Here is a 19020-nt window from a genome sequence, read left to right on the forward strand (position 1 = left end):
GGATCGAACGCACCTACCACCACCGTCGCCGCCAGGCCCGGCTCGGACGTTTGACCCCCATCGAGTTCGAGATGATCATGACCCCACAGACGGCAACCGCCGCCTGACAACCCGTGTCACCTCAACGCGCGGCAGTCCCCTTTTAGGCCAGTCCTTGGTGGCGTCGGCCTGCACGTTGAGGCCAAGGCCCTCTTCGGCCTGCCGGTCGGTCGACAGGAGCAGGCAGGTAGCGACGTTCCGGCGACGAGTCGCGGTGGTCGCTCTCCGTGGCGTACCCAGTCATCTCGATGATGCAACATGCCAGATCAGAGCGCTGAGGCGGCCGGGGTTGCGGGCCGGTGCTGACAAGGACCATGTGGGGGCTGAGCAGAAAGAACTGCCCCGCGATCGGTCGTCGGCACCAGTCGAGGCCAGGGTCTGGGCGATGATCGAGGGAGCGATGTCGCGCTACCTTTCCATCGTGTCGGTGCTACATCCCAAGAGGGTCGCGAGTGCAAGGTGTGCGGCCACCGATGGCTTGCGCAGCGCTACGCATGGTCGCCCGACGCAGGCCCGGTCAAGGGCAGCGTCATGGGGTCGGGCGTCAACACCGGCTACGCGAAGCAGCGGGCGAACTACGAACGCTGGAAGAAGTGCCCGAACTGTGGGTCAGGCAAGGTCAAGTCCCGCCCGAAGCGGGGCTTCGTTCCCACTGCGGCCGAAGCGTCTGGGGCTTCTGCTCCGTCTTCAGGAGCGCGAATCCAGAACTGCGCGTGCGGAGCGGCGCTGTCGCCCGGCTGGAACTTCTGCCCGATGTGCGCCACTCCGGTCGCCCGGTAGGTCGGTTCGCCGAGAGGCCTGTGCGGGCGCGTAGCCGAAGGGAGTAGTCATGGCCAGGAAGATCGTCGTCGTGCGGGAGGGCGGGGAGTCGCCGGTCCTGGAAGAGGTTGCGGCGCACGATGAGGCGCAGTTGCAGGAACGAATGAAGCATCACCCTGATCTGCTACCCATCGACGAGTTCGATCTGGCCGGTCCGCTCATGGTCATCGGGCGCGAAACCCGCCTTCCGTCCGGAGCGGTCGACCTGTTGGGCGTGACGCCAGCAGGCGACGTGGTGATCATCGAGTTCAAGACCGGCCCGCAGAACCCTGATTTCCGGTCCGCGCTCTCGCAGCTAGTCGACTACGGATCGGACCTGTGGCGCATGAGCTACGAGCAGTTCGAGGCCAAGGTGGTCGTGCCGTACCTGACCGGCCCCCGGTGCGCAGAGGGTCCGACCAAGGCCAAGGCGTCGCTTCTCGAAGCTGCTGCCGCGCAGTGGGAGGCGACGTGGCAGGAAGACGACGCGGCCGGATTCATAGACCGGCTCACAGCAGCGCTGGCCGTCGGCGAGTTCCACTTCGTGGTTGTCGCCCAACGGTTCACGGACGCCATGGAGCGCACCGCCGAGTACCTGAACATGCAGTCGTCCTCGGCTGCGTTCTACCTGGTCGAACTCGTCCGCTTCGAAGGCGACAGCCTCTCCGCGTTCGAGGCTCGCACCGTCTTGAAGCCGACGCCCGGATCGAGTGGAGCCGCGTCGAAGCCGATGCTGACCCGACAAGCGTTCCTCGAACGGATCGAGGACGAGACCTTCGCCGCGACCCTGGAGGACCTGTTCACCTGGTGCGAAGCTCGCGGCCTCGCGCTCAACTGGGGCACGAGCGGCATGTCGATCCGGATGAAGGTGCCGGACCGATCAGAGCCGGTTTCGATCGGTTGGGCGTTCCCGACGGGGACGGTCGGCTGGTACGGCTTGAGCGATCTCAACCTCGGTGTGGATGACAACACCGTCAAGGTCGTCCCCTCGGTCGCAGAGCCGCTTGGTGCCTACGCCCTATCCGCGCTCGACATCGCCGGTGCCGAGCCGTTGCACAAGGGCAGCCTCAAGGGCGTTCGCGTCGATGCTGCCCTTGCGGCATCAGTCGTCGATGAGGTCAAGTCGTTGATCGCGTCGCTCCAGGCTGCAATCGAAGGCGGCGGAACCGCGTGATGCGCTCCTCGGCGATGCGACGATTCGCTCTCCGGCTCCGAGTGAGCAGCAGGAATGCCCGGTGACCTGGCTTGATGAACATTCCGCTGCCGTGCAGGCCGTCTGCACCGTTGCGCTCCTCTTGATCACCGCTGCGTATGCGTGGCTCACGCGCAGCATCGCCAAGGCATCGGAGCGATCACTCTCGATGACCGCTCAGGCCACACGTGTTGAGAGCCTTCTGCGGCTGACAGAATTCCTTCAAGCGCCGGAGGTCCGTGCCGCTCGAACTCACGTCCGGGAGGTGCTCCGCAACAGCCGGGACCATCGGGCGTGGAGCACGCAGGATCGCCGATCGGCCGACACCGTGTGCGCCACCTACGACCCAGTTGGCGTGCTCATCAGCGAGGGGCTGGTGGAAAGAGAGCCGTTCCTGACCGTGTGGGGTCCGAGCATCCGCGACTGCTTCTCAATCCTTGAGCACTACATCAAGTTCCGACAGAGCACATCAGGCTCGGTGTACTGGTCGCACTTCGAGTGGATGGCTGGGCAGGTTCCCGCCGAGCCACCTAGGTCCGATACGGTCGACTAGGTCAAAGAAGTCTGTACGGCGTCGGTGTCGCTCATGATCGAAGGGGGAGTTCTCGTTGCCCCAGCAATCAATACCGCAACATCAGCCTCGCCTGACGCCGTCCGCCACCTGGCGGAGCACCACGGCCAAGAACGAACCGGGACTCTTCTGACGAGTGCGAAATGCTTCACGCGGCCCGCCGACGTGATCGAGCGGGACGCTCCAAGCCGTCGGGCCTTCACCGCCGCTAGCTTCGAGCGCATCGCTCCTCGGCCGCGCTCGAAGGCCCGGTCAGTTCGGGCCTAGCTGACCGCCATGCGGGCGTAGAGACAGTCGGTGACCGCATCCTGTTCAGTGTCGAACGTCGCCAGGAAGGCCAGGTCGAGGTCACGGTTGGCCACGCACAATAGAACCGGCTCGGGCGATGGGCTCTCTGCCTCTTCTAGAACGGAGAACCCTCTTAGAGGTCCGGGGTGCGTGGCGAGATCGGGTTCGCTCAGGAGGAACTCGACACGGGCGCTGACCGTCGTGACGAACTCTACGAGCGCGTGGTTCTCGGCGGCGTAGTACGCGTTCGTCACTCTGACTGGCTGTGGTTTCGAGGGGTCGTCTTCGTTCGCGTAGGTCATGACGGCGACGACCCAAACGTTGTACGCGCCGGTTGGGAGGTCGAGGTCCGCGGCGATGCCGTCGGGCACGGGGATGAGCGGGTCGAGGGTATCGACGAGCTTGTCCCCATCGACGGGCGGTCTGGACTGCAACTGTGCGAGGAGCGCCTCGTTGCGGGTGAAGAGATAGTCGATCGCGGCGCGCGGTGTGCGCAGGACCACCACTCGATCGTCCTTCTCGCCCATGCGCCACAGGTCAGCCCGCAGCGATTGGGTGACGAGCGAGACGGCCTCTTGGGACTCCGCGAAGTCAGTGTGGTTGTCGGTCACGAAGGCGACATCTGCGGTTGCCGCTTCGGTTCTCACGGTGTCCCAGATCAGGGCGTCGCGGTAGCCGGTGCCGTTCTCACGGAACGGTGCTTGGCGGGCAATGGCCCGATCGACGAGGTCGAGATGGGGCACGTCGCTCGGAGGTGGTGTTCGAGCACCTGCTTGGTGCAGTGCGGCGCGAAGGTCCTTCTCGTAGGAGTGAGCGCACGCGTCGGTGTCGATATCGGCGGGCTCGATGGTGACTCCGAGGCGGTGGGCGAGCGTGCGCTGCTTCGCCGAGTGCCGGGCGAGGTCGTCGAGATCGCGGCGGTACCGCCCGACGGCTTCTCGGATGACGATTTCGGGGACGACGATTCGAAGCTGACCCTGGGCTGCCCGTTCGAGCAGTGCAGCGGCGGCAGGTGAACGAAGGCGGTAGTCACCCACGATGGCAGTTGTGTCGAGCACGACGGTCCACATCGCGACGGACGCTATAGGTCCAGCCTGACTGCGACCCGAGCGACTCGTCATGCGGTCCGTGGTAACCACCCGTCGCCGCCGGTGATGGGTCCGCGCTCAGGAACCACGTCGAAAGTCATCACTCGGCCGTCGCTGGTCGTCCAAGCTATTGCGATGACGCTTGCTGGTGTCGATGAGTCGCGGGCCGCCGCTATCGGCGCCTATGTCCGCGATGAGCACCTCCGCGCAGCGGCGCGGCCTGTTGTCGCGCCCGATGACGGCGCATTTCTCGCTAGCCCTCTCATCGAGGTCCTTCCTATCGTCGCGGACGCGTGCCGCCTCCGGAACGACGTGCTCTACGCCTGTCGTCAACGGCGTCGGACGACCCTCGTGAGCGGCGCGAACGCGGGCCTCTTCCGGCTCCTATGCGCCGAGCACGTGGTCGAGGAGGTCGAGGAGCACAGCCGTGAGTGGACTGATGGTCCGACCGAGCACCGGGCGTTCCTGGGGGCGTGGCGCGAGGAGTACCTGCCGTTGCTCCGCGTGGTGCCCATCGACGACCAACTCGAAGCCACACTGAGCACCGACGAACGACGACGAATCGAACTTCTCCGTGACGTTGACCCAGATGACGTGCCATCAGCGGTTCTCGCGTTGGTCCTTGGGGCGTTCTACCTGACGAACGACCGACACGCGTTCGAGGCTGTGTACGGCGGCGAGCAGAGTTTCGGAGCACACAGCGACTGGGTGGGCCTTCTCGGGGCGGCGGGCGACGCGGGCGAGCTTGGCAAGCTCGTGCAGGGAAGCACTCACAGCTTGCTGATCGCTGGCGCGGGCATGGTCGAGGTAGTCCGGTGGCTCGCCAACCGCTATGGCCACGTGGTGGCGCTGGCGGTCGCATCGTCTATCTCGTTGGCACTGGTCGCGTCGCCTCAGAGAAGGCACCGCATGCGATCGTTCGCCAAGGGGGTCGGCGAGTTGGCCTTTTCGCTCCTCGCGGAACAGCAATCCGCGTCCGAGCAATTTGCCCAGGCCCTGTGCGCGACTCCGTCATGGGCGGACCTTTCCGCGAGCAAACCGGACGGTGTGCTACTGCGGGCCTCCCTCAGGACCCTTGCCCGATCGGGCAGGAGTCCCCGGAGGGCAAGCGAGCTAGCGGGGCTGTTGCCTGCGCTCGGCGTGCCGCAGGGCGAAGACAAGGTACGGGCGACCCTTCGGTCATGCGACGCCTTCCAGGAGGTCTACCGAGGCCGATGGCAGGTCGGAACGGCTCGGGCCACGCTCCACGCGGGCCGGGATGGCGCGCAGTGACGGTCACGTTCCGAATTCACTCCGCCATGCCGACATGACACCCACAACTGGGTTCCTCGTGATGTGGGCTCGGTCCTCCATCGGATGATCGACCAGTGCCTGTGGTGTGGACGGGATGGTGGATCGCGAGAGCACGGCTGGCCGGATTGGGTCATTCGTTACGGAGCTGACTACATGCGCAGCACCAACGCCAGTCGTCGAGAAATAGACGACTGGAACAGAGACGCCGTGATCATCACGACTTACGTGTGTGCGAAGTGCAACAACGGATGGATGCGCCGACTTGAGGACGAAGTAGCGGATGCCCTCAAGGTGATGATCCTTGGCCTTCCACGTCGACTGTCCAAGAAGGAAGCCTTCTTCCTTCGACGTTGGGCGATAAAGACCGCTGTGATGCTCACTTCGTCGCAGAATCAAATCCTTATGTCCCCACGCCTGCGACGGTCGCTATACAACGGGGGCTCCAAACATGCGGCTGTCCATCTCGGCCAGTTCCAAGGGACCACGTACAGGCTGACGTGCAACTTCGTCAGTTGGGAGTCGGTAGAACGACCAGCGCGAATGTCCTGGGTCATCCTGACACTCGGTTCAGTCCTGCTTACCGTTTTCGGTGACTACGACCTGGCCTTCTCCGAAGTCAAGCTCGGCAGCGGGGCACGCCGATTTCTGACGGACCTCCCGCCAGCGGGCGTGGAGATCGACTGGCCAGACGTACTCGCCATCGACTATGCGGGCCGGGACATCCTGCGGGACGGCCCGATGAAGTTCATGCACGATGTTCCTCCCAATCCTTCGCCCGACACCTCGCAGTACCCAACCGAGGCGGGCCAAGACGGAATACCAGGGGCACCGGCGCCCTGATCGGTGGTTGTCGGTACGGTGCGCAGGGATAGCTTCTCCCTTGGCCTGTGCGGCTTGGTCCCGCCACTTCGGCTCAATTCACTTCTCGTGCCGGTCGGAGCTTCCACGGGCACCTGACTAGATGCAAGACCCCAGTCAGAAGCGGTGCGGGCGCCTACCGGTAGATGCCGATGACGGTCGCCACCGCCGCCGGGTACCGAAGTTGCGTGGTCAACGGTGCTGCGCCGCCCGTACGCCTCTGCTCCCGGTTCAACTGGATTCCCGGCAGGCCACCTAGAGTTTCTGGCTTTCCCTTGGCGATCTTGCGCTTGAGTCTCGCGAGCACAGTCACCTCTCCCTCCAGATCAGCAACTTCGCCTTCGACGCTCGCACGCGCTAGTTCGGCGAAGAAGGTGTAGCGGGATGATCCGGCTGGAACGAAGGTGCATGGGATCGGGCCGCTGCCGAGGTGCTGTGCGAATGAGTCGATCGTGCTAATCTGCGCGCTCATCTGCTCGGCATCCTCCGGGTTGAAGTCGTCCGGGCGAAACTCGTCCGGCAGGTCCTTCATCATGTTGATCACAGGGAGTAGGCCGGAGAGGCTGGTCGCTTGGCTCATCTCCAACACCCCCGGGAGCAGGTTCAGTACTGCTTCGACCTCAACGACTTCGTTCCGCCCGATCTGGTCCCAGATGTCGTCATCGAGGGCTTCGAGTGGCTGGATCGACCCACTCGCATCGAGAAGCGCATGAAGGCGGTTGAATCGCGACCCCGCCGTCTGGCGCATGGTCAACTCAGTCTCGCTCGTTCCTTCTCGTCGGTGGTCGCCTGACGCGGCCAACGGTCCGACGCTTGCAGTGGCACCGACTCCAGTCGCGCGAGTTGCTTGCTCCCTGATGTGCTGCTCGTCGAACTCGCCGCCTTCAAGCTGCTCCAAGAACTGTGCGACGAGATCGTCCTGCCGGTACAGGAACTCACGAAGGATGATCACGCTGCGATACTACTTGTGAGGCTCGGCCCGAATCGCTGGGTCTAGGTACGTCTATCGACTGATGTCAGAAGTGATGGGCTGGCGTACCGAGGTCGTCCACTGGTCAGGGTGCGCTAGTCCCGTCGACCGTCTCGTACGCGTACCTCGCGACTATTGATTGGGCGACCGGTGCATCGTCCGCTCTTAGCCCGATCACCTTGAGAGTTAGCACCGCCGTCATGTGGACCGCTGAGTCGAGGATCGCATCCGCCATCGACCTGGCGTTAATCGTGGCGATTGTGCCCACCATCGCGCCTGTCGGCTTGAAGTCCAGGTACGCGTTCAGAACCCAGAGCGTCGGGTGTGCCCCCAGTGAGGACAGTCCGCGGTAGCCGAGGTCGTAGACGACATCCAGCACTGCGTCCGGTCCCTCCTCAGTCCGCGCGTGTTCGGCAAGGCGAGCAGCGACGCCAGCGAGCGCGAGGGGAGGCGGATCGCCAAGGTCGGGTGCTCCGTCCGCGAGCGCAGAGTGCAGGTCGATGTCCATCGAAGGGCGGGATGGCAGAGGCACCTCTTCGGTGAACGGTTTCGGTACGTCGTCCGGATGCGCGTCGTTCCACCGTCGCCTGTTCCGATTCTGTGACCGGATCGCCTTGTTCCGGCGCTTCGCGTCCGCGAGTTCCGCACGCCGTCGTTCGTCGTGTTCGGCGAGCCGTTTGTGTTGGGCAGAGATCGCACGGACGTACCCCGCCTCGATGTCGGCGATGGCATCGTCTCCGTAGACCACCACGTACATGCCGATCAGCCACGCCTCGATGTGTGCTCTGCCGAGAACGCGAACGGCGATCTCACGGTGAGCTTCAACAGCGTCCGCGACATCGGTCAGGAGTACCGCAACGTGGCGCAGGGATGCGGCCGCGTGAATGTGGTGGCTCACTGTCGAGGAGTGCATCAGGAGCCGCCAGCGCGGTGATGACAGGAGACGGTCAACCTCCTCCACCAGTGCGGCGGAAAGGCTTGGCAGTTCTTCGACGGGCGGGCCGGTGAAGGTGCGGTCAGGCATCGTCGTACAGCCTGGCGCGGGGCGGCCGCGCCGTGGCGGTTCGTCCGGTGTTCGGCGCCTAACCTGAGTACTCAGGCCGTGACCAGGCCGCGGGAGCTTCCGCTCGGGCCGGTCGTCGTCCGTCGCGTCCGGTACCAAGAACCCCTTTATCCCGGGCATCTCCGGGGTCCACCCGTGGTGACCGGAAAGGCCGGATGTCGGTGGAGGGCCTTCACACGGCAAAGGTCACTCGGAGAGCCGCTGCCGCTGTGCGGGCGGGCGGAAGGGTTCGCGGCGGTAGCTCAGTCCCTGGTTGGTTCCATCCGTGCGTAGCAGTCCGAGCACAGGTACCGGGCTACCAGGCTGAACGAGTCGGCTTCAGAGGGCACGTCGTGGCCGAGGCACCGCAGGCCGGTGCGACCGGCAGCATCGAGGTCCGGAAGGGTGAGGTCCCACCGGCCGCAGTACATGCCACGGGCGGTCGTTCCGCGGCACAGATCACATGGGGTCTCTCCGAACACAGGTGGGTCGGGTTCGCCCGCGCCCGAGTCGAGGAGGGGGACGGTCATGGCTTCTCCTAGGGTTCGAGTTCGTAGGGAGGTCGCTGGCGATCCGACCTGTCGAAGCCATGCCATGAACACCCGATCCCGAGGGGATCGGCATGTCGCCAGTACCGGCCAAGTCTGGGCTGGAGCCGCTCAGGAGGTCAAGGCGAGTCATGCACTCATCACGCTTCCGATCCTGCAACAACCGTTCCAACGCTCGTCGGGCGCAGGGGCGCGAAGGTGACTCTGACAGGCAAGTTGACAGGCAAGTGGGTCGACTTCGGCCGATTGGGGTGGACGCCGGTGGACGGCCGCAACGCTGTGACCAGCGGAAACGTACTTCAGTGGACTCCGGTGGACGGACCGATCCTGCATGACGCGCAGGGGGTCACAGGTTCAAGTCCTGTACGGCCCACCCGAGAAACCCCAGGTCAGCAGCGGTCGTACCGCCGCCGGCGCTGGGGTTTCGTCGCGCTCGGGGGCGTCCGATCTCGGCGGACGACCCTGGACTCGGAAGCCGGTGCTCGATCACCAGGGCAGATCGTTGCGTTCCTCGGCGGCCCGGTAGCTCGCCTCCCCCGCCTGAAGATCGACCCGGTCGGGCACCACCTCCCCATGGAGATCCTCACGCCAGAGCGTGATGCTGCCATCAGCGTTGTCGACGCCACCGACCAAGCCCAAGCGCCGCATCTTGTGGACTCTGGCCAGTGCCTGGACCCTCTGAGCCCGGTACTCGAGTGTTGTCACCCGCATTCCTTGGGATCCGACGAGGTTTCCTCTGTCTCGGGCACGACGTCGATCCACCCTTGGCCGTCCCGGTACTCCACGTAGGGGTTCTCGTCATCAGACTTCATGGTCGTCCCTTCGCGTGTCGACTGCACTGGAGGTACGCCGGTGATGTGACTCGGCGTAGGTTCAGGTCAGTTGGCCAGGAAGCGGGCGACGGCCACGCGGCTGTCGCTGTCGGCGCTTCCCGCTGCGAAGATCGCACCGTCGGGCGCCAGTGCGACGTCGGTGGCGATGTCCCAGGCGCTGGTGAAGTTGGCCGATGCGATGCCGCCGACCCCGAACGTCGGGTCCAGTGTGCCGTTGACGTCGTAGTGGGCCACGAGCATCCTTCCTCCCGAGCCACTCATGCGCCCGGCGACGACGAGAGGGCCGCCCGGCTGCATCTCGACGGCCTGGGCGAACTCTGCGTTGCCTTGCAGATCCGTGATGCGGACTCCGCCGTCGCCGAAGGTGGTATCGACGGTCCCGTCGATGTTGAACCGTGCCAGACCGATCCGGCGGTTGGCCTCGCCCGCCACCACCACCTTTCGTCCCTGGAGCTCCAGGTCGACGACGTCCTCGTAGCCCGGAGTCATGTCCAAGACGGCCTTGCCGTCATCACTGAAGGCGCGGTCGAGTCCGAGGTTGAAATAGAACCGACTCATGCGGGCGATGGCGATGACGTCGGTTCCGGCGCTCGTTCGCGACGGCCCGGCGATGTACACCCCGTCCTCCGCATTCACCCCGATGGCGTACCCGGAGTCCTGTCCCGGCCCGAAGTTGGCGGTGCGCATACCAGAGTCGCTGAAGTAGTCGTTGACCGACCCGTCGTCGCGATAGCTGAACACCGCCATTTGGCCGCCGTGGCCGTCGACACCGCCGCCCAGGTAGTACCGGTTGAGGTTGTCCTCGACGAGCGCGTAGGCGTACTCGAAGCCGGGCCGGAAGTCGGTGACCACTCTGCCGTCGCCGCTGAACGACGGATCGAGGGTGCCGTCGGGGAGGAAGCGAGCCATGCCGACCTGCTGGAAGTCCGAAGCGGTGAGGGACACGGCGATGGAGCCCGTGCTGTCGACCACGACGTCCGTCGCCAGGTCATCCCCGGGAGAAAGGTTGATGAAGGCCCGACCGTCGCCGCTGAACGTCGGATCGAGTTCGCCGACGGTGGTGTAGCGAAGCACGAATGCACGCCCTCCTTGCCCGCCGGCACGCCCCACGACGACCACCTTTCCGTCTGGCTGGACTGCGGCCCCGAGGGCGAGGTCGTGGTCGCCTGGCTTCAGATCGGTCTCGACCCGGCCGTCGTCACTGAACGTCGGGTCCAGCGTCCCTGCGGTCCCGAGGGCTCCGGTCGCCGAGGGGACGGCGAGTGAGCCACACACGATCAACAGAGCCATTGCGGGCCCGGTGACCCTCGATATTCGGCCCATCATGAACAGCTCCCTGGATCAACAGTGCCAAGCTGCACCAGACTAGTGGCCAGTCACCGAGACAACGGGACTGCCGCGGGCCGACAGCATTGACACGGCCCAGTGGCGGAGCTCGTTCGGGTCACCAGTGGCCCGGGCCTGCGGTCTCAGCGATTTTGCACACCGGGGCGGGTACCACGCGGGTGACGCTCAGGTCCTCGTCGACGTCCACCTGTCCAAGTAGGAGCAAGTCGCGGCTGTCCCGGTGAGTGGTGGCGGGGGTCGGCCTATCCCGTTGGGGCCGATCGACTGCTTCGGCGGGAGTGACCCCCACGGGCAGTCGGTACCCATGGTTGTGGTGGGGGCCTCGGCGAACGCCTGGCCGATGAGCTCGGATGCCCTCTCGGTGGAGCCCCCGCGGGACGCATCGAGCTGGGAGTACGGTCGACGTCGATGAGTGCGAGCGGCGGGTATACGCCTGACACACAAGTGCGGCATTGCCACCAATGCGGCGCCGCCCTGGTGGCCGGCGGCGCTTACTGCTGGAACTGTGCGAGCGTCGTGGCCGCGCCGGCGCCGCGACGTCAGGCCAACGTCAACGCGATCGTTGCGCTCGCGTTGGGCGGGAGCGCCTTCGGGTGCTTTCCGCTCGGCATCGCCGCCCTCGTCGTCGGCACCAAAGCGAGGAACGAGATCGCGGCGTCCGACGGTCGTGAGTGGGGTGCCGAGCTCGCCCTTGCGGGGATGATCCTCGCCGGCGTCGGGCTGCTGTTCTTCGTCGCCATGCTCCTCCTGCAGCTCACCCTGCTCGCCGCCGGTGAGTAGCGGAAGCCGTCACCCGAGCCGGTCGAGGGAGAGCGCTGCCTGGACGCGGTCCCTCAGCAGCTCGTAGCGCTCGGGTTCGCGACTCGGGCGGCCAGGTGGGCGCGTGATCCGGTCGCCGGGCTGAATCGCCTCGTCCGCTCGGAACTGGTCGCGGGTGAGGTCGACCTCCAGGCCGTCGCCGAAGACGTTCCAGGTGTGCCAGCCCTGACGGCTGCCGTCGGGGAAGAGCACCTCGGCGACCATCAGATCGCCGCCGAGCAGGTCGTTCAACACCAGGGCGGTCACCCCGCACTGGCCCCTGGAGGGGTAGTCGCTGGACCAGGGGAGGTCGACCGGGTCGCAGGTGCGCTCGTCCCAGCACGCCCGCAGGGCGGCCTCGATCGTCGCGAGGGTCGCTGGCGCGGATCGGCTCGGGTCGCCATGCGAGGCAGACGGCGTCATGGGTGCACCACCGTAGGTTTGGCCGGCCCGAGGGCGGAACCTCCCGGTCGGGGCGTTCCGTCGGAACTCGTTTGCTCCCGGGGGGCGGCGGCGAGCACGGTGCGGGGATGGCGAACCCGTTCCTCGACGGCACGCGGGTCGACGTCGAGGGGGAGGGGCGGTACCGGGCGACGATCGACGAGGACTGGGTGCTGCGCCCGCTGCCCCAGGGCGGGGTGGTCACCGCCATCGCGGTGCGGGCCATGCAGGCCGAGCTCGACCACCCGGAGCAGCGCCTCCGCACGCTGCACACCAGCTTCGTGGGGCAGGTGGCGGCCGGCCCGGTGGAGGTCGACGTCGAGGTGCTGCGCAGAGGGCGGTCGATGTCGCACGCTCGGGCCGAGGTCCGTAATCCGGGCGCCGCCCGCGGTCACCTCACCACCGCCATCTTCGGGGCCGAGCGGCGAGGGTTCCACTTCACCGACCTCGAGCCGCCCGCCGACCGGCCCCCACCCGAGGCGTGTCGGTCGTTCCGTGAGCCGCCGCCCCCGGACGTCGAGCCCTTCCCGCCCATGGCCTTCTGGGACCGACTCGTCGAAGGCCGGGCCATCGCCGGCCATGCCCCGTGGGAGGAGTACGTCCCCGACCGGGCCGAGCACGTGAAGTGGGTGCGCTTCGACGACCCGCCGTACCTCGACGACGGCTCGCTCGACCCCCTCGGCCTTCCCGTGCTCGTCGACACCATGCCCGGCGCCGTGGCCGAGAAGCTCGGCCCCGGCGAGCGGGAGTGGTTCGCGCCGAGCGTCGACCTGACTCTGCACGTGCTGGAGGCGTGGCGGTCGCCCTGGCTGCTGGCCCACAATCGGGCGCGCCACGCCGGCGAGGGCTACGCCTCGGCCGACATGGCGCTCTGGGACTGCGGCGACGACGGCGCCGACGAGCCCCGCCTGGTCGCCTACGGCACCCAGATCTTCCTGTTCAGCTTCCCGCCGGCCTGACCGGCCCCTCCGGCGGCTATCCGACGGAGGGGAGGGTGGCGAGGCCGGCGGCGAGGCGTTCCTCGGTGACGTCCTCGTCGACCATGCGCCCGCCGAGGTAATCGTCGTAGGCGGCGAGGTCGAAGTGGCCGTGGCCGCACAGCGCGGTGAGAATCACCGTCTCCTCGCCGGTCTCCTTGGCCTTCTGGGCTTCCCGGATTGCCGCAGCGATGGCGTGGGTGGGCTCGGGGGCCGGGACGATGCCCTCGGTGCGAGCGAACTGCACGCCGGCGGCGAAGCACTCGGTCTGGGGCACGGCGAAGGCCTCGATCAGGCCGAGCTCGTAGATGTGGCTGAGCAGCGGGGACATGCCGTGGTAGCGCAGCCCGCCGGCGTGGATCGGGTCGGGCACGAAGTCGTGGCCGAGCGTGTGCATCTTCATGAGCGGGGTGAGGCCGGCGCTGTCGCCGAAGTCGTACTCGTAGACGCCGCGGGTGAGCGACGGGCACGAGGCGGGCTCGACCGCACGGATGGTCGGGTCCATGTTCCCGGCCATCTTCTCGCGCAGGAAGGGGAAGGCGAGGCCGCCGAAGTTGGAGCCGCCGCCGGTGCACCCGACGATCACGTCCGGGCCCGACTCGCCGGCCTTCGCCAGCTGGCGCAGGGCCTCTTCGCCGATCACCGTCTGGTGCAACAGCACGTGGTTGAGCACGCTGCCGAGCGAGTAGCGGATGGCCTCGTCCTGGGCCGCGACCTCGACCGCCTCGGAGATGGCGATGCCGAGCGAGCCGGGGTGGTGCGGGTCCTCGTCCAGGTACTTCCGGCCGGCGTCGGTGAGCGGGGAGGGCGAGCGGTGCACGGCGGCGCCGAAGGCCTCGATCATCAGGCGCCGGTAGGGCTTCTGGTCGTAGCTGGCGCCGACCTGCCAGACCTCGCACTCCATGTCGAACAGGGCGCAGGCGAAGGCCAGCGCCGTGCCCCACTGGCCGGCGCCGGTCTCGGTGGTCAGCTTCCGGATGCCGGCCTTGGCGTTGTAGTACGCCTGCGGCACCGCGGTGTTGGGCTTGTGGCTGCCCGCGGGGCTGACGCCCTCGTACTTGTAGTAGATGCGCGCCGGTGTCCCGAGGGCCTGCTCGAGGCGGTGGGCGCGGAAGAGCGGGCTCGGCCGCCACAGGCGGTAGACGTCCTGCACCGCCCCCGGGATCTCGATGAAGCGGTCGGTGGAGACCTCCTGGAGGATGAGGTCCATCGGGAACAGCGGGGCGAAGTCGTCCGGCCCGGCGGGCTCGAGCGTGCCCGGGTGCAGCGCCGGCGGCGGCGGGCTGGGCAGGTCGGGGACGATGTTGTACCAGGCGGTCGGCATCTCCGACTCGTCCAGGACGAACTTGTGCTGGCGAACGGTCTCGTCCACGGCGGTGCTCCTCGCGTTGCGACTCCGGCGCCGGTCGGCCCGGCGGCGCGCCCACGGTAGTCAACGGCGGTTGGGCCGCCGTCCCGCCTCGCCTAGGGCAGCGCCACCGCCCGCACGTAGGCGTGGGTGGTGACCCTGTCGACCGATCGATCCGTGAGCGTCACCTCGACCGGGGCCTCGGGGCCGTCGCCGAGCGGCCGGCACGAGGAGCGCACGGGGCCGGCGCCGGTCTTGGCGAGGTAGCGGAGGTCCAGCTCGGTCACGATCACGGGCGCTCCCGCCCGGGCGCCGGCGAGCTCCTCGACGGCGCACTCCGCCACCAGGGCGACCATCGCTCCCTGGAGGGTGCCCGCGGGGTTCTGGAGCGACGGCGTCACGTCCACCTCGACGACGCCGGCCCCCGCATCGAGGACGCGCACGCCCGCCGCCTCCCGCAGCGGTGCGTCGAGCGTCGGGCGGTCACGGAACAGGCGGGCGGCCTCCGCGAACGAGACCGTCGGCTTCGGCGGATCGCCGTCCTTGCGCGGCACGGTGGCGAAGCTGATGGCTCCCGTGGCCACGAGCTCGTCGGCCGGACCGCGCACCTCGACGGTGCACGTGGACGAGCGTCGGCCCCGGCGGACGATCGTGTTGGTGGCGAGAACCCGCGGCAGGGCGGGGACGGGCAGCATGCGCAGGGAGAGGTCCGTGGTCAGCGTCCACGCCTCCACGTCCTGGTCGAGGCTGATGCCGGCCAGGGCGTCGACGAGGAACGAGAGCGCGCTCGCCCGGACGATCCCGTGGTGGAGCGTCTCGGGCGTCGGCTCCAGCGACATCGTGAAGACCCCGTCGTCGTAGTGCGCGGTGGTGCCGAGGCGGCTCGGGACGGAGTGGAGCTGGCTGGGGATGTCCGTCATGGCGCGGCGACGGTAACACCGTGCGATGCGGGGCCCGGCGACGCGGTGCTCCCGGTGGGCCGGCGGCGAACCTCGCGCCGGCGCCACCGGGCGTGGCCGCGATCAGGGGATGATGACCGTGAACGCGACCGTGTTGTCCGGGATGCCGGTCCCGGTGTTGAAGGTGTGGACCTCGATGGTGCCGGCGGGGCAGTTGGGACGACCGGAGCGCCACTGGGCCGCGGCGTCGTTGGTCTCGGAGAGCGAGTACTCGACGCTCACGACGGGTACCACCCGGCGCGGGTGGAACCCGGGGACGAGCGAGCGGATGCACCACGAGCCGTCGACCGGGTTGGTCACCGCCACGATGCCCTTCCCTCGCATCACGGTGTAGGTGCCGGATCCGGTGCCGTCGACCCAGACCGCCACCCGGGTGGTGGGCGCCTCGGCCAGGTTCACGCCTTCCGTCGGTGCCGGCGCCGCCTCCGGGGCGGGATCGTGGGTGGCGCCCACGGCGGCCACGGCGACCCCGGCGCCGAGCAGGCCGGCCAGGCCGGCGACGAGGGCGAGCAGGGCGAGCGTCTTCTTCACGGCGGTACCTCCTGGCGAGGCGACCACCGCCCCGAGCCGGAGTCCCATCGGCACGACCCGGATCGGAGTGGAGCGGGAAGGGCCGATCGGCCCACGGCCCTGCGCCCGCGGGACTGGCGCCCGGGGGTTCCGCTCAGGTGAGGCCGGAGGCGAGCCAGGTGAAGGGGTCCCACGGCAGGAGGCGCAGGGCCCAGAAGAGGGCGATGGCCACGACCGTCACGGGCAACCACGCCCGTGGGCCCGGTAGCGACGGGGCCCGGACGCCGAGGCGCCGGGCGGTCCAGACGCCGAAGGCGACGATGACCACGGGAAGCGCAAGCACGAAGAGCAGGTTGTGGTCGGCGGCCGCGACCACGTCGCCCTGCAACAGCACGTTGAGCGAGCGCGTCGCGCCGCATCCGGGGCAGTCCAGGCCGGTCATCATCTTGAACGGGCAGAAAGGCGGGTTGCCCTCGGTGGCGGGCGGGTCCAGCAAGCGCACGAGGGCGCAGGCGCCGATGGCGGCCGCGCCGACCACCGCCGGGGCGACCCACGGCGGCCGCGGGCGGCGGGCCGGCGCCGCGCTCGGCGCGTCGGCGGCCTCGTCCGTCGCTGCCGGCACCACGTCCACGGCGCCATGGTAGGTCGTGACGGTCAGCGTGCCCCGACGCGGGGTGGCTCGCCCTCGCCGGGCTGCCACATGGACAGGAAGCGCTCCAGGGCGGCGCCCGCGGCGGCGGGATCGCCGGATGCGGCCGCGTCGAGGAGCAGGCCGCGCATCACGGCGATGCCGAGGCGCAGCTCGTCCGCCGAGACCTCGGCCCCGATGCCCCCGGCGACGCCGCCCGCCACCTCGAGCCACGGCTCGGTGAGCCCGGCGAGGAAGCCCTCGGTGCCGGGCCGGCCGTGCAGGGCGAGGGCGACCACCTCGAAGAAGAGCCGGATGAACGGGCGTACCTCGGGCCTGCTGAGCTCGGCCCACTGGGCGCGGACCACGTCGGCGGGGGAGGACGCGCCGTCCGCCAACGCGACCAGCAACTCGCGCTGCTGGGACTCCATGGCCGCGACGATGGCGGCGACGAGGCCGTCCCGCCCGCCGAAGTGGTAGTTGAGCATCCGATGGCTCGTGCCCACTGCGTCGGCGATCTCGCGCAGGCTGGCGTCGGCGAGACCGTGGGTGGCGACGTGGTCCATCACCTTGGCCAGCAGCTCGTCGCGGGCGGCTCCCATTGACGGGAGTGTACCACTTGGTACACTTCGGCCCATGCACCTCGAGCACGATCTCCTCATCGACGCCCCGGTCGACCGCGTGTGGGCCCTCACCCTCGACGTCGAGCGGTGGCCCGAGGCCACGCCGACCATGACCGAGGTCACCCGTCTCGGCGACGGCCACCTCGCGGTGGGCAGCCAGGCGCGCATCAAGCAACCCGCGCAGTCGGCTCGGGTGTGGACGGTGACGCGCCTCGACGAGCCCAGCTGCTTCGAGTGGGAGACGTCACTCGGCCCGCTGCGGCTGCGGGGCGGTCACCACCTCAGTGCCGAGGGCGACGGCTGCCGCAACCGGCTCACCCTCGACGTCGAGGGTTTCGCCAGCGGCCTGTTCGGGCTCGTCGCCGGCCGTTCGCTGCGCAAGGCCATCGCCACCGAGAACGAGGGCTTCAAGCGGGTGGCCGAGGCCGGCGCCGCACACGGTCAGGGCGCGGGCGAGGCCTCCACCACCTGAGGTGCGGGGCTCGCCACCAGGGCCGCCACGGAGTCGATGACGGCCACCGTCTCCTCGCGTCGCCGTTGGGCCACGTCGAGCAGGCCCCGTCGTTCGGCGACGCTGCGCCACGAGCGGTAGTCCCGCAGCAGACGGGCGATGGCCTCGAAGGCGAACACGGCCACGAGCCCGTCGACGGCCGTGAGCACGGTGGCCAACAGGACCGCCTCCCAGCCGTCGGCGACGATCATGGCGAACACCCACCAGGTCAGCGGGAACGCCACCAGCGAGACGAGGAGGCGCACCGTCCCCTTCGTGACCGGCGCCGCGACCCGCCGGCTGGCAGCCCGCACGAGGGTGTAGGGGATGAGGTTCACCAGGGCGCCGATGAGCGAGAGCGAGGCCACGACGGCCACCAGCACGGCGGTACCCACCAGATGGCGCAGCAGCTTCGTCGGCCGGTAGCCGGCCACCAGCTCGCCGTCGCGGAGGCCGGCGCCGGTGAGGTCGAGGTTGTAGTCGGCGACCGCCCGGCGCACCCGCTCGCGGTCGTCGGCCGGCGCGTCGGCGAGGCGCTGGGCCAGCACTTCACGCTCGCCGAGCGGCACGGTGTACTCCCAGCCGGTGTCGTGGCGCCGCAGGGACACCTCGGCCGCGTATCGGAGGGCCTGCTGCTCCCGGAGGTCCTCGTAGTGCGGGGACACGGCCCGCAGGCGGGCGGTGATCTCGGTGGTGAGGCGCTCGACGGCCGCGTGGTCGTGCTCGGAGACGGGCGTGCCCTCGTCCACGAACTCGCCGATGCGGGCGTCGAGGTCCAAGGGCTCGCCGACCTGGGCGAGCGCCCGTGAGCGCAGGGCGATCTTGTCGTCGAAGGTGAGCCCGATCGGCACGATGACCAGTCCTTCGACGCCGGCCTCCTTCGCTCCCAGGGCGATGCGGGCCGCGCCGGTGCGCACCTCGCTGAGCTGGGGGCGGTCGTGCGTGGTGCCCTCGGGGAAGATCGCGACCACCCCGCGCTCGGCGAGCACCTCGTGGCACGCCCGGAAGGTGGAGTCGTTCTTGGCCGTGCCGTCGCCGACGTCGACCTTGCGGTACACCGGGATCACGCCCGCGAGCGCCAGGAACGGGCGGGCTGCGACCACGTTCCACAGCGTCGACTTGGCCAGGAATCGGGGCACGCGCCCCAGCACCCGCACGAGCATGACCGGGTCCACGAAACCGTTGAAGTGATTGGACACCACGAGCACCGGCCGACGGCCCAGCTCGGGGCGCTCGGGGTGCACCTCGACGCGGCGGTAGAAGCCGAGCAGGAGGACGAGCGCCAGCCCGGCGAGCACCCGGTCGACGGTGCGACGGGCGACGGGAGGGCGCTCGCGGCGGCGGCTCACGGTGGCGACGCTACTCCTCGACCGGGGCTC

19 protein-coding genes and 1 tRNA gene are annotated in these 19020 nt (G+C 68.5%); 8 read left to right on the forward strand and 12 right to left on the reverse strand.

Features of this window, described 5'->3' with window-relative positions; all coding sequences use genetic code 11:
- Positions 1–868: 868 nt before the first annotated feature.
- Both JNK12_12470 and JNK12_12475 read left to right on the forward strand, forming a co-directional pair.
- Positions 869–2011, forward strand: coding sequence for a hypothetical protein (locus tag JNK12_12470; protein MBL8776748.1), 1143 nt, complete (start codon positions 869–871; stop codon positions 2009–2011).
- A 61-nt stretch (positions 2012–2072) separates the two neighbouring features.
- Positions 2073–2582: a hypothetical protein gene (locus tag JNK12_12475; protein ID MBL8776749.1), complete on the forward strand. Its 510-nt coding sequence runs from the start codon at positions 2073–2075 to the stop codon at positions 2580–2582.
- Positions 2583–2863: 281 nt separating this feature from the next.
- On the opposite strand, the gene JNK12_12480 is transcribed toward JNK12_12475, so the two are convergent.
- Positions 2864–3958 (reverse strand): DUF4935 domain-containing protein, encoded by a 1095-nt coding sequence (locus tag JNK12_12480; GenBank protein MBL8776750.1) that lies wholly within the window; start codon positions 3956–3958, stop codon positions 2864–2866.
- Between the two features lie 153 nt (positions 3959–4111).
- Between JNK12_12480 and JNK12_12485 the strand changes: the two genes are divergently transcribed.
- Positions 4112–5248 (forward strand): hypothetical protein, encoded by a 1137-nt coding sequence (locus JNK12_12485; GenBank protein MBL8776751.1) that lies wholly within the window; start codon positions 4112–4114, stop codon positions 5246–5248.
- A 174-nt stretch (positions 5249–5422) separates the two neighbouring features.
- Entirely contained in the window at positions 5423–6109 is a 687-nt protein-coding gene (locus JNK12_12490; GenBank protein MBL8776752.1) for a hypothetical protein, read from the forward strand.
- Between the two features lie 154 nt (positions 6110–6263).
- On the opposite strand, the gene JNK12_12495 is transcribed toward JNK12_12490, so the two are convergent.
- Together JNK12_12495 and JNK12_12500 are read right to left on the reverse strand one after the other, a co-directional pair.
- Positions 6264–7079, reverse strand: coding sequence for a hypothetical protein (locus tag JNK12_12495; GenBank protein MBL8776753.1), 816 nt, complete (start codon positions 7077–7079; stop codon positions 6264–6266).
- 103 nt (positions 7080–7182) lie between these two features.
- Positions 7183–8121, reverse strand: coding sequence for a hypothetical protein (locus JNK12_12500; protein MBL8776754.1), 939 nt, complete (start codon positions 8119–8121; stop codon positions 7183–7185).
- Between the two features lie 862 nt (positions 8122–8983).
- Here JNK12_12500 and JNK12_12505 point away from each other — a divergent pair.
- Positions 8984–9060, forward strand: a tRNA-Val gene (locus JNK12_12505).
- Between the two features lie 113 nt (positions 9061–9173).
- Here the strand turns inward: JNK12_12505 and JNK12_12510 are convergent.
- Together JNK12_12510 and JNK12_12515 are read right to left on the reverse strand one after the other, a co-directional pair.
- Positions 9174–9335: a hypothetical protein gene (locus tag JNK12_12510; protein ID MBL8776755.1), complete on the reverse strand. Its 162-nt coding sequence runs from the start codon at positions 9333–9335 to the stop codon at positions 9174–9176.
- Positions 9336–9565: 230 nt separating this feature from the next.
- Positions 9566–10810 (reverse strand): hypothetical protein, encoded by a 1245-nt coding sequence (locus tag JNK12_12515; GenBank protein ID MBL8776756.1) that lies wholly within the window; start codon positions 10808–10810, stop codon positions 9566–9568.
- Positions 10811–11275: 465 nt separating this feature from the next.
- Here JNK12_12515 and JNK12_12520 point away from each other — a divergent pair, with 465 nt between their 5' ends.
- Positions 11276–11647, forward strand: a complete 372-nt coding sequence (locus JNK12_12520; GenBank protein MBL8776757.1) for a DUF4190 domain-containing protein — start codon at positions 11276–11278, stop codon at positions 11645–11647.
- A 9-nt stretch (positions 11648–11656) separates the two neighbouring features.
- Here JNK12_12520 and JNK12_12525 read toward each other — a convergent pair whose 3' ends face one another.
- Positions 11657–12088 carry a hypothetical protein gene (locus tag JNK12_12525; GenBank protein MBL8776758.1) on the reverse strand — a complete coding sequence of 144 codons (432 nt, stop codon included), beginning with the start codon at positions 12086–12088 and terminating at the stop codon, positions 11657–11659.
- Between the two features lie 107 nt (positions 12089–12195).
- On the opposite strand from JNK12_12525, the gene JNK12_12530 reads away from it, so the two are divergent.
- The gene (locus tag JNK12_12530) at positions 12196–13065 is read left to right on the forward strand and encodes a thioesterase family protein (protein ID MBL8776759.1); all 870 of its coding nucleotides are present in this window, start codon (positions 12196–12198) and stop codon (positions 13063–13065) included.
- Positions 13066–13081: 16 nt separating this feature from the next.
- Here the strand turns inward: JNK12_12530 and JNK12_12535 are convergent, their stop codons facing one another.
- The 5 genes from JNK12_12535 to JNK12_12555 all read right to left on the reverse strand — a co-directional run bounded on the left by JNK12_12535 (position 13082) and on the right by JNK12_12555 (position 17130).
- Positions 13082–14407, reverse strand: coding sequence for a TrpB-like pyridoxal phosphate-dependent enzyme (locus tag JNK12_12535; GenBank protein ID MBL8776760.1), 1326 nt, complete (start codon positions 14405–14407; stop codon positions 13082–13084).
- 140 nt (positions 14408–14547) lie between these two features.
- Positions 14548–15351: a hypothetical protein gene (locus JNK12_12540; GenBank protein MBL8776761.1), complete on the reverse strand. Its 804-nt coding sequence runs from the start codon at positions 15349–15351 to the stop codon at positions 14548–14550.
- A gap of 102 nt (positions 15352–15453) precedes the next feature.
- Entirely contained in the window at positions 15454–15921 is a 468-nt protein-coding gene (locus JNK12_12545) for a hypothetical protein (protein MBL8776762.1), read from the reverse strand.
- 133 nt (positions 15922–16054) lie between these two features.
- The gene (locus JNK12_12550; GenBank protein ID MBL8776763.1) at positions 16055–16531 is read right to left on the reverse strand and encodes a DUF2752 domain-containing protein; all 477 of its coding nucleotides are present in this window, start codon (positions 16529–16531) and stop codon (positions 16055–16057) included.
- A gap of 23 nt (positions 16532–16554) precedes the next feature.
- Positions 16555–17130 carry a TetR/AcrR family transcriptional regulator gene (locus JNK12_12555; GenBank protein ID MBL8776764.1) on the reverse strand — a complete coding sequence of 192 codons (576 nt, stop codon included), beginning with the start codon at positions 17128–17130 and terminating at the stop codon, positions 16555–16557.
- 34 nt (positions 17131–17164) lie between these two features.
- On the opposite strand from JNK12_12555, the gene JNK12_12560 reads away from it, so the two are divergent.
- A complete protein-coding gene (locus JNK12_12560) occupies positions 17165–17623 on the forward strand; it encodes an SRPBCC family protein (protein MBL8776765.1) in 459 nt (152 codons plus the stop codon).
- Here the strand turns inward: JNK12_12560 and JNK12_12565 are convergent.
- Positions 17593–18990 (reverse strand): 1-acyl-sn-glycerol-3-phosphate acyltransferase, encoded by a 1398-nt coding sequence (locus JNK12_12565; GenBank protein ID MBL8776766.1) that lies wholly within the window; start codon positions 18988–18990, stop codon positions 17593–17595. The genes JNK12_12560 and JNK12_12565 overlap by 31 nt on opposite strands.
- Positions 18991–19020: the final 30 nt, after the last annotated feature.

It is taken from the genome of Acidimicrobiales bacterium, from assembly GCA_016794585.1.
Taxonomy (GTDB): Bacteria; Actinomycetota; Acidimicrobiia; order Acidimicrobiales; family DATDAH01; genus JAEUJM01.

Excerpts from the sequence above, each read along its gene's own strand:
- JNK12_12530 (MBL8776759.1), top strand. The coding sequence starts at position 12,196 with ATGGCGAACCCGTTCCTCGACGGCACGCGGGTCGACGTCGAGGGGGAG.
- JNK12_12560 (MBL8776765.1), top strand. The coding sequence starts at position 17,165 with ATGCACCTCGAGCACGATCTCCTCATCGACGCCCCGGTCGACCGCGTG.
- JNK12_12555 (MBL8776764.1), bottom strand. The coding sequence starts at position 17,130 with ATGGGAGCCGCCCGCGACGAGCTGCTGGCCAAGGTGATGGACCACGTC.
- JNK12_12535 (MBL8776760.1), bottom strand. The coding sequence starts at position 14,407 with ATGCCGACCGCCTGGTACAACATCGTCCCCGACCTGCCCAGCCCGCCG.
- JNK12_12520 (MBL8776757.1), top strand. The coding sequence starts at position 11,276 with ATGAGTGCGAGCGGCGGGTATACGCCTGACACACAAGTGCGGCATTGC.
- JNK12_12515 (MBL8776756.1), bottom strand. The coding sequence starts at position 10,810 with ATGGCTCTGTTGATCGTGTGTGGCTCACTCGCCGTCCCCTCGGCGACC.
- JNK12_12490 (MBL8776752.1), top strand. The coding sequence starts at position 5,423 with ATGCGCAGCACCAACGCCAGTCGTCGAGAAATAGACGACTGGAACAGA.
- JNK12_12525 (MBL8776758.1), bottom strand. The coding sequence starts at position 12,088 with ATGACGCCGTCTGCCTCGCATGGCGACCCGAGCCGATCCGCGCCAGCG.
- JNK12_12500 (MBL8776754.1), bottom strand. The coding sequence starts at position 8,121 with ATGCCTGACCGCACCTTCACCGGCCCGCCCGTCGAAGAACTGCCAAGC.
- JNK12_12485 (MBL8776751.1), top strand. The coding sequence starts at position 4,112 with ATGACGCTTGCTGGTGTCGATGAGTCGCGGGCCGCCGCTATCGGCGCC.
- JNK12_12470 (MBL8776748.1), top strand. The coding sequence starts at position 869 with ATGGCCAGGAAGATCGTCGTCGTGCGGGAGGGCGGGGAGTCGCCGGTC.
- JNK12_12510 (MBL8776755.1), bottom strand. The coding sequence starts at position 9,335 with ATGCGGCGCTTGGGCTTGGTCGGTGGCGTCGACAACGCTGATGGCAGC.
- JNK12_12480 (MBL8776750.1), bottom strand. The coding sequence starts at position 3,958 with ATGTGGACCGTCGTGCTCGACACAACTGCCATCGTGGGTGACTACCGC.
- JNK12_12540 (MBL8776761.1), bottom strand. The coding sequence starts at position 15,351 with ATGACGGACATCCCCAGCCAGCTCCACTCCGTCCCGAGCCGCCTCGGC.